The sequence below is a fragment of the Lysinibacillus sp. FSL H8-0500 genome (assembly GCF_038051955.1).
Taxonomy (GTDB): domain Bacteria; phylum Bacillota; class Bacilli; order Bacillales_A; family Planococcaceae; genus Lysinibacillus; species Lysinibacillus macroides.
The window spans coordinates 2,594,323-2,610,606 of sequence record NZ_CP150292.1 but is presented as its reverse complement, the minus strand read 5'-3'; the positions used below and the strand labels follow the sequence as shown (position 1 = coordinate 2,610,606).

The following is a 16,284-nucleotide window of genomic DNA, read 5'->3' as shown; positions in this document are numbered from 1 at the left end:
TCTCTCTCTATATGAGAGAGTGGATTGAAATATTGAAAATTTAAGTGAATGGAAGTTCGAACGTGTCTCTCTCTATATGAGAGAGTGGATTGAAATGAATTTGCTAGTTCGTTGGCTGCCAGCTCAGCGCATGTCTCTCTCTATATGAGAGAGTGGATTGAAATAAACCAATATGTAACCTATGCATCGTCTAATCCAGTCTCTCTCTATATGAGAGAGTGGATTGAAATTCAATTAGACGAATTTCAAATGTTATGGCAGACGTCTCTCTCTATATGAGAGAGTGGATTGAAATCATATTCGATCCTGAGTATGCTGGGTCTATAAGTCTCTCTCTATATGAGAGAGTGGATTGAAATCGATTGTATGCTTTAACACTATCATATGGCTCTGCGTCTCTCTCTATATGAGAGAGTGGATTGAAATAATCATCGTTTGGCTCCAAAGAGCTTTTTCTTTAGTCTCTCTCTATATGAGAGAGTGGATTGAAATCAGATTGCGCGCATGTTGGGATTGTTATTACAAAGTCTCTCTCTATATGAGAGAGTGGATTGAAATAACCTACAAATATACCGTTTTTAGATTTATGTAGTCTCTCTCTATATGAGAGAGTGGATTGAAATGAACGTAGAAATAACGGTAATGGTTTACGCATTTGGGTCTCTCTCTATATGAGAGAGTGGATTGAAATCAGTAGTGTTGGGCGTTATCTCGGCAATAGCGCCGTCTCTCTCTATATGAGAGAGTGGATTGAAATTCAGATTGTAAGCGTAGCGATATTGGCGCCCGTAAGTCTCTCTCTATATGAGAGAGTGGATTGAAATAAAAGAAATAATAACATTTTTGATGCAAGACCATGTCTCTCTCTATATGAGAGAGTGGATTGAAATGATGACGTCCAGTTGCAAATAAAAATACTTGCGGTCTCTCTCTATATGAGAGAGTGGATTGAAATAATTAGTAGTAGCTGATGCGATTACAGCTACCTGTCTCTCTCTATATGAGAGAGTGGATTGAAATAAATAACCTCCTATTTCTATTCTGTATCTACATGGTCTCTCTCTATATGAGAGAGTGGATTGAAATTCATCGCATAATAAAAAGCCTTACCGTGCTAGGTGTGTCTCTCTATATATGAGAGAGTGGATTGAAATACAACACAGCAAACGATGCATCGGCAGTAAACGAGGTCTCTCTCTATATGAGAGAGTGGATTGAAATATTGCATGTACCGCAAACCACATCTGTTTCAGGTTGTCTCTCTCTATATGAGAGAGTGGATTGAAATGAAGTTGTCGAAGAAAAAGAATCAGTAAATAGTGTCTCTCTCTATATGAGAGAGTGGATTGAAATCGAAATAGATTCATTTGTTGCGGCCATCGTTGTCCGTCTCTCTCTATATGAGAGAGTGGATTGAAATACAAATACACCTGCAAGCTTGTTCGTCGGAATCCGTCTCTCTCTATATGAGAGAGTGGATTGAAATTTTTTGCAAAAGTGTGAAATTTTTTTGAAAGTGCGTCTCTCTCTATATGAGAGAGTGGATTGAAATCATCAACAAGTTGAAGAAGCATCTTTTGATAGTGTCTCTCTCTATATGAGAGAGTGGATTGAAATATTGTAGTACGGTAGGGCTAGAGGTTATGGACACGTCTCTCTCTATATGAGAGAGTGGATTGAAATTCCAGGTTCCCGAATGAGTGCGTATTAATAAACGTCTCTCTCTATATGAGAGAGTGGATTGAAATCTGATTGGGATGAAAAAGTGTCGCCAGAGTTACCAGGTCTCTCTCTATATGAGAGAGTGGATTGAAATAATGAAATCAAAGTGAAATATAGCCCTTTTGTTTGTCTCTCTCTATATGAGAGAGTGGATTGAAATATGTTTGCGGTGATAATGTCCAGCCCTTCATAAGTCTCTCTCTATATGAGAGAGTGGATTGAAATTAGTAGTGGAGAAGGAAGAGAGATATAGTTAACATCGTCTCTCTCTATATGAGAGAGTGGATTGAAATCTTTTAATGCCCCAGCAACTTGATCGTTTGTTTTAGTCTCTCTCTATATGAGAGAGTGGATTGAAATTCCAGAAATTATAGATAAGGTTCTTAATGCTGTTAGTCTCTCTCTATATGAGAGAGTGGATTGAAATATTGCGAGGGTATGCCTGGCATCAAACAGACAAGGTTGTATTTGTTAAGCTAAATCTGAGCCACCAACGCAATTGAAATGAGAGCCACTTTCTATCAAAATAATCCTAACTGTAAAAAGTTAGGGGGATATAGAGGTGATTAGTTTGGAGAAAAAGCAGTTAGTACTGATTGAGTACTACCAGCACAATAAAAGCCAGCGTCAAATTGCAGAAAAGCTCAAAATGTCTCGTAATACTGTTAAAAAATACATTGAGCAAGATCTAGCAGCTAGACAACAAGATACAAGGAATTTACCAATCACAGATAATTACGTTACGCCTCCGGCATATAAAAAGCGTAATGGAAAAAAGAGAGCTTTAACAAATACGGTGATGAAGCGTATTCGTGAAATGATGAAAAAAAATGAAAATAAGCGAGAAGTAAATATGCATAAGCAGCAATTAAAGATTATTGATATGCATGAAAAGCTTTTAGATGAAGGTTTTAAAATTGGCTATACAACTGTTCGTAACTTCGTAAATCGTGAGGAGAAAAAGCAAAAGGAAGTATTCATCCGTCAAGAGCCAACAGCTGGTCGTGAAGTTGAGTTTGATTGGGGCGAAGTAAAATTATTCATTGATGGAAAATTAAGAAGTCTTTCAATGGCCGTATTTACTTTAGCCTATAGTAATGATCGTTATGCCCGACTCTATGAATCAGAAACAATGGTTTGTGTACAGGACGCACACGTAAAATGTATCGAGGCCTTAGGCTTCGTGCCGAATGTTTTTACATACGACAATATGCGTACCATCGTCAAAAACTTTATTGGTTACGACCGTCTTATGACCGACGGTATGAAAAGTTTGTCCTTGCATTATCATTTTCAGATACGACTTTGTGAGCCTCGTAAAGGTAATGAAAAAGGCCATGTAGAGCGAAGCGTAGAATACATACGCCGGAAAGCCTTTGCGCATCGAGATACGTTTGTTTCGTTGGAAGAAGCACAGGATTATTTAGTCTCGATTGTTGAAAATCTAAATAATCGTGCTCATTATTTGAAAGAAAAAACACATCATGAATTGATGTTGGAAGAAAGAGCAGAACGAGCTGGCAGCTTAACAGCGGCACCTTTCGATCCTGCAGAATTAATAGAATTACGTGTGGATAAATATAGTACTGTTACCTACCGTCACAACCGCTATTCTGTACCGGAGGGGCATGTAGGAGAATACATTAAGTTAAAAGCTCGTGCAGAGGAAGTACTTCTATTTAGCGAAGGTGAATGCATCGCTAAACACAAACGAAGTTGGCAAGTTCATGCCTGGGTGATGAATATCTACCACTATTTAAACACCTTGGAAAAGAAAAAAGGTGCCTTAGCCCAAAGTGAATGTTTGAGTCAAGCACCAAAAGATATAAAAAATATCTACCACCGCTATTATATCGGAAATGAAAAAGATTTTCTAGAGCTGCTTGTTTATGTCAAAGAACGAGATTGCCTAACAAGAGTACTAGAAGTCATTACTGAGCTAGAAAAGAACCCTTTGATTCATCTTACAACGGAAAAAATCATTTTCTTAGCAGAACAGTCAGCTGAAGTACGCACTGTTCTAACGGGCCAAGATGATGTTACTAACCAATCTTTAGATAACCTATCTTCATTAGCAGCGTTATTTCATTCTAAAGGAACAGGGGTGGTTCATTAATGGACAAGCAAAAAGAAATGATTGAAATGTGTAAAGAATTACGTTTACCAAGTATTCGTTCTTTACTTGAACAGGGAGCTTTATTTGAACAACATACATCGCCAGCTGATTTTCTCTATTTCGCTTTAAAACAGGAAATGGAGGACCGCTATGTGCGGGCAAAAGCTAATCGAATTCGATTAGCCAACTTCCCAGAGAAAAAGCTATTAGAGGAATTAGATGTAGAGGCACTGCCGCAAAATGCGGCGGTTCGTCTTCCCCATTTGAAGGAGCTAAAATTCATTCAGGAGAAACAAAATATCCTGTTAATTGGCTCACCTGGTACTGGTAAAACCCATCTTGCGATTGGCTTAGGCATTGAAGCCTGTTTAGCAGGCTATAAAGTGTATTTCACGAGTGTAGCCTCATTGGTGAATCAATTAAAGGAAAGCCGTTCTGCGAGAACGTTGCGCTCCTTTGAGTTGAAATTTGAGAAGTATGATTTAGTAATTATTGATGAGCTCGGCTACATTTCATTTGATAAAGAAGGAGCGGAGCTTCTATTTACACACTTATCATTACGTGCCGGTAGAGCAGCAACCATTATTACAAGTAACCTAACATTTGAACGTTGGGAAGAGGTCTTTCATGATCCAGTATTAACATCAGCCTTAACTGATCGACTGACGCACCGAGCGCACATCATCAACATGATTGGTGGCTCCTACCGAATTTTAGAAACGAAAGAATGGATGAAACAGAGCAATTTTTAGTGGCTCACATTTTAATTAACAATTGGCTCAAATTTAACTTGCGAAATACATATGTACATAACGCTAGATGTTCAAACGAATTTTGAGATTAACAGTCTTTGAGACTTACCAAAATTCAAACAGTTAATGGGGAATTTAAAGATGAAAATAAATAAGAGTCAGTTGGCAAGAGAAATGGGTGTAGATCGACGTACTGTTGATAAATACTTAAATGGATTGTAAGCCCGAAATATAAAAAAATAGCGCACCTTAATGGTACGCATGACGAGTGGCCAGCTAGCTGAATTTTTTTCAGCTGGCTGGCTATTTTGCACATGTGGCTTGAATATTTTCTGACCATGGTAGATAGTTATGTAAAATTTCAGGTTGCTGGTGAAACAGTACATTGGGTAACTCTGTCATCAACTTGACCAAGTACTGATAAAAATCAATTCCGTTTGCCTTAGCTGTTTCAGCTAAACTTAAACAAATGGCATTTGCTTTCGCACCTGCTTCACTAACAGAGAAAAGCCAGTTTTTTCGACCCATGACATTTGGACGAATCGCATTTTCAGCTGGATTGTTATCAATGGCCACATTTCCGTTTTCAAGAAACATCATTAACGCTGCTTTGCGGCTCAATGTATATTCAGCTGCTTTCGCAATAGCGTTTTTACCAAAGAATGGCGAGCGATCAATCCAATCAAAAAATTCATCCACAATCGGCTTTGCTTCTTGTTGGCGAATTTGCACACGCTCTTCTAATGAAAAGTGCTTAATTTTACGCTCAATCTGAAATAACCGATCACAATATGCCACGCCTATTCGTCCATTTTTACTGTCAGCTTTTAACCAATAACGACGTACATGTGCCCAACAGTTGGCGAACTGAACATGAGGTAATTGACCATATGCTGAATACCCATCACAGATGACAGTGCCTTTAAAACCCTTGATTAAATCTTCCAAGACGGCTCGCCCACGAGAAAGGGCACTCTTAAATAAAACGATAATAAACCCTTCACTCTGGACACTACGACATACCCAATTATAGGCGTTTGATTGTGCTGATTTTCCATCAGAACGCTTAATGATTTGTGCATAGGTTTCATCTATATGAAGCACAGATTTTTCCGTTACTAGCTGCTTCATTAAATCGTAAAGTGGTTGAAGCCAATCTTCTGCCACACGTATTACCCAGTTAGACAAATTTTTATCGTTTGTATATAAGCCATAGCGTTCCCACTCATTTACCTGACGGTAAAGAGGTAAGTACTGAATAAATTTATCGTAAATAAGCTTCGCCAATACTGTAGGGCCGGCAATACTTCTTTGAATCGCACCTTGTGGTGCTTTCCCACGTTTGATTTGTGCTTTTTGTAGGGCATCTTTTTTACATGATTTACACTCGTATACATGTTCAAAATGCTGCACACGTTTCATCGTAGCCGGAATGAACCTTGCTTCTTCACGTACCAAGATGGAAGTGAATTCAACCATTTCCCCACGACAACAGTCACAAACTAAATTAGCAGGGTGATGATGAATTTCTTCCATTTCTATCTCTTCATGAAACGAATCATTTCGTTTTTTATTTGTCTTTTTGCGAGTAATCGTATAACTAACTGCTTCGGTGCTTTGTTCTTCTGTCTGCTCAGATTCGTTAAAAGACGGGTCATTTTCAAATAAAGAAACTTGCCTATCGGGCGCTTGATACTTGGATTTCTCTGATTTGGAGCGATATAAAGCCTTTGTTAATTGGCGGACTTGTTCCGTTAATACTTCAATTTGTTTAAGTGATTGATCCAATTTATTAGTTAATTCGTCATTCTGTTCATTCGAATGTGCTAATTGTTGCTCTAACAATTGAATTAATCGTTCAGTCTGTTTCGTGGAGGCATTTTCCAAATCATTCACCACATTTCGTTCAAGATAAGTTATGGATGATTATACCATTGAGGAAACGTTGATTAAAAGATACTTTTTGCAGATTTTGCAATGGACTTTGGTTGTTGTAAGGATAATCCTTCTAACAACCAGCGTAGTTCCTGTTGTGAAAGGCTTCGTACCTCTTTTTCATCTTTTGGCCATTGAAGTTTGCCATGATCTAATCGCTTGTAAAGCATAGCAAAGCCATCTCCATCAAAATACAAACATTTATAGCGGTCCTTACTCCATCCTGAAAAGAGAAAAATAGAATCACTATAAGGATCTAATTCGAAAGAATCTTGAATCAGTGTTGCGAGACCATCGATGCCTTTTCGCCTATCTGTCTTCCCACAAATCATATAAATGTTTTGCACATCCGTAAAATCATGCCTCATCGACTTTTCAGCTCCTTCATAACCGTTTGGATGATGTGCTCATTTACGCCATGATAAAAGGTAACTTCAGCTACTCCCATTTTTACAATACAAGCTGGTGCAGCGGTCATTCTCGAAGAAGGGAACGAAGAACTTTCCGTTGAAAGAGGATCAAGTTTGACGGGAACTATGGTTAATTTGTTTGTGGACATAAATAGGGCACCTCCTTTAATTGATACGTTTATCGTACCGGAGGTGCCTGGTGTTTTATATGCGTTATTTGATTACGGGCTTACGATAATGTCAATGTCTCTCTCTATATGAGAGAGTGGATTGAAATACAAAATTAGAGAATACAATACTTAAAGAAAATCAAGGTCTCTCTCTATATGAGAGAGTGGATTGAAATTTGGGATGCTGGACGTACTTTTAGCATTGGTATTGTGTCTCTCTCTATATGAGAGAGTGGATTGAAATCGAGAACAAATGAATGTGAAGGAGCGTCAACGTCTCTCTATATATGAGAGAGTGGATTGAAATAAAAACAGGCAGACATATATGTGATCAATCGTGGTCTCTCTATATATGAGAGAGTGGATTGAAATGAAAGGCTGCCTGTACAGTCACAGGACTACCATTGGTTATAAATGCTAGTTTAAATAGGTTTTTACGCAAAGTTGGTGAAAACATTCAGACTTATGTATAACTACAATTCAAAGTTATTTCAGAATACAATCAAAACCGATATTGCATCCGTTTTTCCAGTAAATCTGGTTTTGCGCGACCATACATCATGCGTTTAATCCATTTTAATCGATTTACTTGTCCCTTCAATAAACCATTTGAATAGGGGGATGCAAAAGCATTTTTTACAGCCGCTAAATCTATACGTATACCAATACTGTGACTGTGAAGTGGGGAAAGCTTGTTTGATAATTGTTTCTTCATCCATACGATTAAGGCCCTAACATCCTTTTCTTGAAAGATATTTCGATAATCCTGTATGACTTTTTCGACTTGTAATACATCAGGATACACAGTAATGCACCGCTTTAAAAGTAGCTGTTTTTCCTCATTCAACGATGCGAAACCAGCCCAGATAAATGACAGTACTTGCGTTCTAAAAACGCGACATTCCAGTGTTTGAATGAATTGTTTTTTCTTTTGTGCGCGAAGAGGCTCTAAAAATTTTCGAACAGCTGAACAACTACCATCATAGCCCTCCGTACGGAGTTTTCCAACGATTTGATTGGTGGTTAAACGTTGTTCTTCATACAAAATAATGGATTCATCATAAGGTTGTAGCTTTAATTGAGATGGCTTAGATTTGCGTTTTGTTTTGAGTGGTGGTGTTTGTTTTTTAAGTATTTATAAAACGTTCCTCGACTAAGTTGGTATTTTTTAGCCAATGTTATGATACGTAAACCAGCTTTATAATCCTGTTGGACTTGCTGAATAACTTGCCATTTTGTTTCATCAATGGGCTTCTCTATAGACATTATTGGTTGCGGTTTATCATTTGACGTATGCCATTCGATTTGAGCTGGGATGTGCTGCTCTAACCATTTCCCCAATGCTTCTTCGCATTCTTTAGGAGATGCCAGCGGTCGCTTATTTGCTGGATCTTAGGATTCGTTTTCGTAATGGCTTCACGATAAGTTTTTGATCCGTCTCGACTAATAAGTTGAATGTTGGGATGTTGTTTTAGCCAATTTTCTATAATTTCACCAGTTCTTTCTGGGAGGATCGCTATTGGCCGATGAGCGATTAAATCACAAATCAATGTGCCATATCGATGTCCTTTGCAAAATGCAAAATCATCAAGTCCTATTGCAGTGGTTGTAGGTAGTTCAATCCGTGTAGCTCGAATTAATCGTAAGAATGTGTCATGGCTGATCGAGGGAAGAAATGGACGAATGACTTGTTCAGCTTGCCGGCACCCCATTGAAAAGGCGATTCTCCGAAGGAGTACCTGAAGTCGATCGGTTCGTCTAGTATAGGGTTTCACCCATGAAAAACGTTCAGTAAAGATTTTTCTCGGACAAAAGGATTCATCACAAAACCATTTACGAGATTTCAAATGAATTTTGATGTGTTGTGTACCAGATGAAAGATCAAACAAAAAACGATAATAGTGGCTATGCAAATGTGTACTTTGAGTGCCACAAGATGGGCAAAATGCATAGGATCTCACTAATTGCAAATGCAATATAATCGCTGCTTTACTTGTTTGCATAAATTGCAAAGACAACTGTTTTTCAGGCGCATGCCAAGGAATCAACATAAAAATCAGTCCTTTTCTAATGCTATACCCGAAAAACAATGAAAAAACGCTTCACCAAAATTGCGTAAGAACCTAGATTAGTTGACATTTGTAATTACGAACATCCAAAAATTTATGAGAAGTTATATTTAAACTAACTGAGTACACTAGCGTTGTATAAATTTTAACTGAATTTTCTGTTTTTTTATATTTTTCAGTTGAGAAGAAAAACAAAGACATTTGAATAGTGGTAGGTATCATCCATTTTTTCACTATATCCTTTGACCTATGCAACAGAAACCGAAAAACCTTTATGGCACCGCTTTTCCTGTGATTTTTCGAAGCCATAAATGCGCTGCTTTCCATGGTGCTGCTTTCAGTAAACGACTAATCTTTAAGTACGTTTGGGAGCTGTTTGTGTTCAACTGTGCCAACACATGCAGGCAATACACAATCATGGCGATGTACACTTGATTGTGTACGCCTTGTTCACTTTGCGCGTAAAACTTTTTGATGTTCAAGTGCTGCTTCAGCCATTTGAAAAATAACTCAATTGCCCAGCGTGATTTGTACAAGTCGGCGATTTCGTCCGCACTTAAATCAAATCGATTCGTGATGAACTGGAGCTCATATCCTTTTGAATCCAGTACTTTGATGAGGCAAAAGCCATTTTCTGCACGGTTTTGCGACGTGCCAATCAAGATCATTTCATCCGATACAACCGTTGACTCTTCGGGTAGTTCGAAAGGCTCTAGTACACGAATAACAGCGTTTTTTCGCAAGCGTGAAACAAAGAAATAGCCGTCGTTCGTCATCCGGTCAAATCGTTCATAATCCAAGTAGCCACGGTCAAAAACGTACATACATGCTTTGTCGTCTACGAAGACTTCTAGTTGACCACGATCATGCCGCCTTGGCATTCGTCAAAACTGCTTTGTCTGGGTAGGAACAGCCTTTTTCTACGTAAAGGAGACGCAAATGAAGCTTGATGCCTGCTTTCGTTTTCCTAAATTCTGCCCATTTGTGGTTGTTTACATGTAAAGGCAGCGTACTCGACTCCATGATTTTCAGCGGTGTTGAAATTTTACGGCGCTGTTCCTATAGAGATTTTTCATGAATCTGGGCAACCAAGTTGAGAAACACTTGTTGGAATACAACAGTCGGCACTTGGTTTAATCGGCGTCCTAGTTGGGAAAAGCTAATCGATTCTAATTCGGTTACTTTTTGAAGGTCGTCTGAAAACAGTGTATCACTGACCGCACGCAGACTTTTGGTTTCATTCAGCTGCGCAAACAGCAGTAATTTCAAGAAGGCAGTGATATGTAGCTTCTTTGTATAGGTATTTAATTGATGGGTTTCCACCAATTCCTCTAGTTTTGTCGAGGAAATCGGTGAAAGCCATTGTTCAAATGATGTTTTTCGTGTAAACTTGTCCATGTGTATGTCCTTTATATTGGATTTGGATAGGTTCCTACCATCCAACCATTATAAAGGATTTTTTGTTGGGTAAATATGATTTCTGAAAATTTAGATTTTAATTTCACATTCAATTATTTTAATGCGACGCTAGTGAACTGAGTATTTTTGTTAAAAATTTGGTTTAATAGTAACAATCTTTTAGAAAACAGCTAAAAAATAAGGAAATCGGAATTTAGTAAATAATTCCAAACTACATAAAAATAAAGTTGATATAATTGTATTTATGTAATACAATTATTATGAATCGATTCTAAATATTTCCGTTTTTATAAAAAAATGTAGTTTTTTCGTTCGTACTCACTTCTAATACATAGTGGATTTTAGGTATTCGTATTGAGTGTTGAAAGCTTATTTAAGATTATGTTTATCATTTGTATATCAGTTTTAAAAACAGGAGGATTATTTAATGATAAAGCTAAAAAAAATATTTTTAATTTTGATAGTATCTATTTCAGCAATTGCCTCACAATTTATAGGGGGTGAGCAGATTTTTGCTGATACCCTGAGTGAAGAGACTGTTAATGATAGTATTCTCTTTGAAGACATCCAGTATCCCCCGTTAGATCCTAGCACAATTATAAATTTGGATGAAAATCCAAACTATTTTGAGAATCCAATTAATTCTAGGGCTATTAGTTGTGGTTACAAAAGTTATGAGAAAACATCAGCTTCAGGTTCAAAAATTTTACTTTATGGAGACTCACCTACTTTTGGATACTGTCATATAAAGGATAGGCATATGCAAATTACTGGTATGGATGATTTAACTATAGGTAATGCTAGTCAATTCTGGGGTTCTTATAGCGCGTTAGGAATGATGGATTTAGTAATGCAAGTTGTAGATGGTACAACAGTTTTAAATCCTACAAATAATCCGAATAGAAAAACTAAAAAAACGTATATTAGTTTGGAAAGAAATAATGTTCTTGTAGTACTTCATAAAGGCAGTGATTGGGCAGGCTATGGTAATTACGATTGGGTTGTAATATCTGCATACCCTGTATTTGTACCAACTCAAGTACGATAAAATACTTGAAATTTTATATATAAACTAATCTATATATCAAGATTTAACTAAGATTGTTGAAATAATGTCACAAGACATCACCTTTGAGCCCTTATTAACTCTAGTAAGAGTTTCCAAGGGCTCTGTGTATTTTGACCAGGTTAATATCAAGTATCCTTTGGGTATGCTATCCCATCTTTATACTTTGGCTTGGAAAACCATAATTAATGAGTTTCCTAATATTAGTACTGGGATTCTTACAGCTGATGGTGACTCATTTATACTTTACATATCAGAATAGATTATTAATTATTTAGAGGTTTGCAATGACGATAGAAATGAGGAATTATATATGAAAAGGACTTTAGTTGACAAGGCAAAGAGTATTTTAGAAGGAATTGAAATTGGATTTTTTGATACTGCGAAATATTGGGATGAGGATAATTATGATGAATATTATAGATACTTTTCACATTCAGATATCGAAGTCAGAAAGTATTCGCTTCTAATTTTTGCAGCTGGTCTGGGTAATTGGGTAATAGGGTCAAGTATTATCTTTCGTCCAATTAAAGATCAAAAAAAAGAAAAGAGCTACAATTCATCTAAAGACAGGACTTATAATTTTGAAGATTATGTTAGAGCGTTTATCGATAATAGAGATGCAATTAAACAAGAGTTCCCAATTTTATACAATGCAATAATAAGTTATTTAATTCAGTTAGATAATACAGAACAATTAAATTTTGTTGAAATGCAATTGTACTTGATTCTTAGACAGGTGCTAACTGACTCAGGCCTTAAAGAACATAGATATAACTTTAATGACCTATTAAGAGAAGTTGGGCTTCCTACTTTTTTTAAAGATTAAATGAGATGGCATATCAATATTAAGTGGAGTTAGAACTTGATGCAACGACATTCGAAACAAACATTCTTTCTAGGATTTACAAAAAATAAAAGCCAGAGTTTACTTTACAAGTACCTAATTTGTAGATTAACTCTGGTTTTCTGTTGTATTGAATCCTTTTCCTTATAGAAGCAACAATCTTTGAGAAAACAGCCTTACGGAAAAAGGCGAACCATAGTTTTCTATTAACAAAATGGAATATAAATACACAAGTAGGCGGCATAGAAGTTTTACAGGATGCACGTTTTCATTAACAAAATGAACTATGAATCACTATGCTGCTGTTGCACTATCCGTTGCCATACTGCATTAACAAAAACGTTCACCATAAGGTTTATTTTGGGTATTTTTGTTTGTGGGCTGTGCTTGTTTTATGAATTTATTGGTTGTGTGCAATCAAATAATTTGCTACAATTCAATTGACCAGTGGTTAGTGAGGTGCTGAGAGATGGCGAGAAAAAAGGTAGAGGATGAATTGACAAAGGAAATGATTGTGGAAGAGGCGGATCGTCAGTTTTTACAGCAGGATTTTCAGCAGGTGTCGATGCGGGCGATTGCGAAGGCGCTTGGTTGTAGTCATGGTGCGATTTATTATCATTTTCAGAATAAGTCTGATTTATTTCATGCAGTAATTGAAAAGTATTTTGCGGTGTTGAATCATTACTTGGATGAGGCGTTACAAGAGAACGGGCTTGAGGGGACAAAGAGGGTGCTGTTAAAGTATATGGAGTTTGGCTTGAATTTTCAAAGTCAATACGAGCTTATGTTTGTGAAGCGAGATGATTTTTTTGATCCTTTACTGCAACAAGCGCCGAACGCAAGCTATGAGAAATTTAGTGCTACGCTCCAAGCATTGCATAGCCATCAGCTAAAGCCTGTTGATATTTACGCTACCTTTATGGCCTTGCATGGCTTTGTGCTTAATCATAAGGGGCGCGTGAAGCATTATGAAGAGGCACAGCAAGCGGCACAAAATTATTGTGACTATTTAGTAAGAGCTCTAGTTTACTAGAGTTTATTTTTCACCATTAATTAACCAGTGGTTAGTTAAATGACTTGGAGGGATAATCATTGAGAAATGAACATGTAGTAGTAGGAACAGGTCCACTTGGCTTAGCGATAATAGATGAATTATTGAAGCAGGGTAAGAAGGTTATAGCGGTCAATCGGAGCGGGCAAGCAGTATCTGAAAAGGTTTCCTTTAAACAATGTGATGTGACAAACTACGAACAGATAAGTGCTATCCTGAAAAATGCAGTTGTTGTCTATCATTGCGTAGGTCTTCCATATGCGGAATGGCAGCAGACCTTGCCTACCATCATGGCGAATTTAATAGCTGCGGCGGAGGAGCATCATGTGAAGATTGTCTATGCAGATAATTTATATGCCTATGGGCCTCAAAAAGAGCCTTTTCATGAAAAAATGACTTATCAATCGATAGGTATAAAGACGAGGGTTCGAGCTGAGGTCGCCAATATGTTAATGACAGCGATAAAAGACCGAAAAATAACCGCAACGATTGGTAGAGGGTCTGATTTTTATGGTCCCAATGTGCGCAATGCGATGTTAGGGCAGCGCGTTTTTCAGCATTTATTAGAGGGCAAGCCAGCGGAGCTAATTGGTAATCCTGATCAGCTTCATGCACATATTTATATCAAGGATTTTGCTACGGGCTTGGTGATGCTTGGTGATGAGTCGAAGGCAGATGGGGAGGTATGGCATATTCCTCATCCTACTCCTATGTCTACGCGTCAATTAGTAGAAGAAATTGCTAATCATTTAGCGATCAAGCCTAAGTATCGTATTGCAAATAAGCTAGTTTTAACAATGATGGGCATGTTTAATCCTGTTATGAAGGAATTTAAAGAGATTCTTTATCAAAATACGCAGGACTTTATCGTAGATTCAAACAAATTTACTGCTTATTTCCCATTTCAGCCAACACCATATAAACAGGCGATTATGGAAACGTGTGAGTGGTATAAACAGCAAAATAATATTTCTTAATAAAATACAGGGAGGATGGTTTTTCCAAAAATAATGAAGGATTATATTTTCACATTTGGCTGTTGCAATTTGCCCAACATTGAATAATCATAAGCGTGTTCGGTATATAAATAGGGTACGACTATTTTTATGCTGAAGGAGCGTGTGTATGGCAACACTTGTGGTGAAGAGAAGTATTATGCATCGTTATCAAAGTATCGGGCAGGCGATTGCAGAGGCAGCGCCAGGGGACCAGATTGAAATTCGGGATGGTATTTATGAGGAGGACTTGGATATTGCGAAGCGGCTGACGCTTTATGGGGTAGGCAATGTCACGATTAAGGGTGGCGTATTTATTCGCTATCAAACCCATGTAAGCATGCGTAATTTGCGTTTTCGTCAAGGGCAGGGCATCTATGTTAAAGGTGATTTGCAGCTAGAAAATTGTATTATTGAGGAGCAATTGATTCGTACACAAATTATGGTTAGCTATGGCAGTCTTTCGATGCAAAATTGTGCAGTGCTGGCTACACCGTTGAATCATTTTGGCTTACGGGTGGCGAATGGCTCAAGTGTTATCCTAGCTGACACAACATTTGAGCATCATGAGAAGGCACAGATTATCGCACAAAACTGTGAGCTGACATTGACAAATTGCATGCTGCTGGAGGGGAAAAAGCACGGGATTTTTGCGATACGTCATGTCCAAATGACGATGGAGCATTGTGAGCTTCATGGGCATCAGAAAGCGCAAATTATGGCAGCAGCCAGTCAGCTTACCATCACAAATAGCCTGATTCATCAAGGGCAAGAGATAGGGCTGCAAATTTTTGATAGTAGTACATTACGCATGGATGGCTGTATGCTCAGGGATCATCTTGATGCAAGTATGATGGTGCATCGTAGTGAGTTAATGTTATCGGATTGTCAGTTTTCAGATGGGCAAGGTCATGGACTGTATCTCGGTGAAAAAACAGAGGCAAAGCTCTATGATTGTCAGTTTTCTCATCATGTAAAGGCACAGATTTTGATCGAAAATAGTAAGGCAGAGCTGCGCAAATGCCGTGTGCAAAATGGCATGGCAGCAGGTGTAACCATTGCGGATGAGGCTGATGTTGCCATAACGGACTGTCAAATTCAGCACCATCAGCAATTTCATATCATTGTGGATGCGAGTGGGCTTCAGCTCCAGCAATCCACCCTACAATTTGGGCAATCGGGGGGTATTTATGGCAATGACCATGCTAAAATTACATTGCAGCATACTGTGATGCGAGAGCTGAAAAGTCACCATATTTACATTAATCAAGCACGTTTATTTACACAGTATTGCACATTTGAGCAAATGCAGGAAAATGGAATTACGTGTATTGACGCTATTTTTGAGGTAGCCCATAGTCATTTTAAACAGGGCATCGACAGTCCTTATGCGATGGTTTGGTCTGATCATTCAATGGGTCGTATTGAATCGTGCACGGTGGATCAGGCAGCACGTCCATTTTTAGCATTGTCAAATAAATCATTACTGGAAATACGCCATACGGATGTTCATGCGCTGAAAATACCCGCAGTTGTGCAGGAACGTAGTCAATTGTATGTGCAGAGCTGTCACAATATCTCGACCTGGAAAAAAGATGCAACCTCTAGGATTACAAAAATAACAGCCGATAAGAATAAAACAAAATATGTTAAATGAAAAAAGTAGTTTCAATTTTGAAATTACTTTTTTTGTGCAATGATCGAGAGCTGTACACTGTATAAAAAGTGTAGA

At 37.8% G+C, this 16,284-nt stretch carries 13 protein-coding genes, 2 pseudogenes and 2 CRISPR repeat arrays (1 of these 17 only partly in view); of the genes and pseudogenes, 8 read left to right on the top strand and 7 right to left on the bottom strand.

Annotated elements, in window-relative coordinates; translation table 11 throughout:
* A CRISPR array of direct repeats spans positions 1-2,149; the repeat unit is 32 nt; unit sequence GTCTCTCTCTATATGAGAGAGTGGATTGAAAT; it reaches 1,254 nt to the left of the window's first position.
* Positions 2,150-2,284: 135 nt separating this feature from the next.
* The 3 genes and pseudogenes from istA to MHB44_RS12525 all read left to right on the top strand — a co-directional run.
* Positions 2,285-3,838 carry an IS21 family transposase gene (gene istA / locus MHB44_RS12535; protein WP_341299428.1) on the top strand — a complete coding sequence of 518 codons (1,554 nt, stop codon included), beginning with the start codon at positions 2,285-2,287 and terminating at the stop codon, positions 3,836-3,838.
* Positions 3,838-4,590, top strand: a complete 753-nt coding sequence (gene istB / locus MHB44_RS12530; RefSeq protein ID WP_341299427.1) for an IS21-like element helper ATPase IstB — start codon at positions 3,838-3,840, stop codon at positions 4,588-4,590. The genes istA and istB overlap by 1 nt, the downstream gene beginning before the upstream one ends.
* A gap of 51 nt (positions 4,591-4,641) precedes the next feature.
* Positions 4,642-4,806 (top strand): annotated as a pseudogene (locus MHB44_RS12525) (IS21 family transposase); the annotation flags it as partial.
* A gap of 87 nt (positions 4,807-4,893) precedes the next feature.
* Here the strand turns inward: MHB44_RS12525 and MHB44_RS12520 are convergent.
* From MHB44_RS12520 to MHB44_RS12490, 7 genes and pseudogenes are all read right to left on the bottom strand, one after another.
* Positions 4,894-6,486: an IS66 family transposase gene (locus MHB44_RS12520; RefSeq protein ID WP_341299426.1), complete on the bottom strand. Its 1,593-nt coding sequence runs from the start codon at positions 6,484-6,486 to the stop codon at positions 4,894-4,896.
* A gap of 53 nt (positions 6,487-6,539) precedes the next feature.
* Positions 6,540-6,893 carry an IS66 family insertion sequence element accessory protein TnpB gene (gene tnpB / locus MHB44_RS12515; protein ID WP_341299425.1) on the bottom strand — a complete coding sequence of 118 codons (354 nt, stop codon included), beginning with the start codon at positions 6,891-6,893 and terminating at the stop codon, positions 6,540-6,542.
* Positions 6,890-7,084: a hypothetical protein gene (locus MHB44_RS12510; RefSeq protein WP_053994648.1), complete on the bottom strand. Its 195-nt coding sequence runs from the start codon at positions 7,082-7,084 to the stop codon at positions 6,890-6,892. The genes tnpB and MHB44_RS12510 overlap by 4 nt, the downstream gene beginning before the upstream one ends.
* Before the next feature lie 96 nt (positions 7,085-7,180).
* A CRISPR array of direct repeats spans positions 7,181-7,477; the repeat unit is 23 nt; unit sequence TATATGAGAGAGTGGATTGAAAT.
* Positions 7,478-7,607: 130 nt separating this feature from the next.
* Positions 7,608-8,150, bottom strand: a complete 543-nt coding sequence (locus tag MHB44_RS12505; protein ID WP_341299424.1) for a hypothetical protein — start codon at positions 8,148-8,150, stop codon at positions 7,608-7,610.
* A 29-nt stretch (positions 8,151-8,179) separates the two neighbouring features.
* Positions 8,180-8,446, bottom strand: coding sequence for a hypothetical protein (locus MHB44_RS12500; RefSeq protein ID WP_341299423.1), 267 nt, complete (start codon positions 8,444-8,446; stop codon positions 8,180-8,182).
* Complete coding sequence (locus tag MHB44_RS12495; protein ID WP_341299422.1) at positions 8,431-9,156, bottom strand: ISL3 family transposase; 726 nt, start codon at positions 9,154-9,156, stop codon at positions 8,431-8,433. Before MHB44_RS12495 ends, MHB44_RS12500 begins: the two co-directional genes overlap by 16 nt.
* Positions 9,157-9,446: 290 nt before the next feature.
* Positions 9,447-10,572 (bottom strand): annotated as a pseudogene (locus MHB44_RS12490) (IS4 family transposase).
* 448 nt (positions 10,573-11,020) lie between these two features.
* Here MHB44_RS12490 and MHB44_RS12485 point away from each other — a divergent pair.
* The 5 genes from MHB44_RS12485 (at position 11,021) to MHB44_RS12465 (ending at position 16,209) form a co-directional block, all read left to right on the top strand.
* The gene (locus MHB44_RS12485; protein WP_341299421.1) at positions 11,021-11,641 is read left to right on the top strand and encodes a hypothetical protein; all 621 of its coding nucleotides are present in this window, start codon (positions 11,021-11,023) and stop codon (positions 11,639-11,641) included.
* 331 nt (positions 11,642-11,972) lie between these two features.
* On the top strand, positions 11,973-12,488 hold the full coding sequence (locus MHB44_RS12480) for a hypothetical protein (protein WP_341299420.1): 516 nt from the start codon (positions 11,973-11,975) through the stop codon (positions 12,486-12,488).
* Positions 12,489-12,975: 487 nt separating this feature from the next.
* Positions 12,976-13,539, top strand: coding sequence for a TetR/AcrR family transcriptional regulator (locus MHB44_RS12475; RefSeq protein ID WP_341299419.1), 564 nt, complete (start codon positions 12,976-12,978; stop codon positions 13,537-13,539).
* A 59-nt stretch (positions 13,540-13,598) separates the two neighbouring features.
* The gene (locus MHB44_RS12470) at positions 13,599-14,534 is read left to right on the top strand and encodes an NAD-dependent epimerase/dehydratase family protein (RefSeq protein WP_341299418.1); all 936 of its coding nucleotides are present in this window, start codon (positions 13,599-13,601) and stop codon (positions 14,532-14,534) included.
* A 148-nt stretch (positions 14,535-14,682) separates the two neighbouring features.
* Positions 14,683-16,209 carry a right-handed parallel beta-helix repeat-containing protein gene (locus tag MHB44_RS12465; protein WP_341299417.1) on the top strand — a complete coding sequence of 509 codons (1,527 nt, stop codon included), beginning with the start codon at positions 14,683-14,685 and terminating at the stop codon, positions 16,207-16,209.
* Positions 16,210-16,284: the final 75 nt, after the last annotated feature.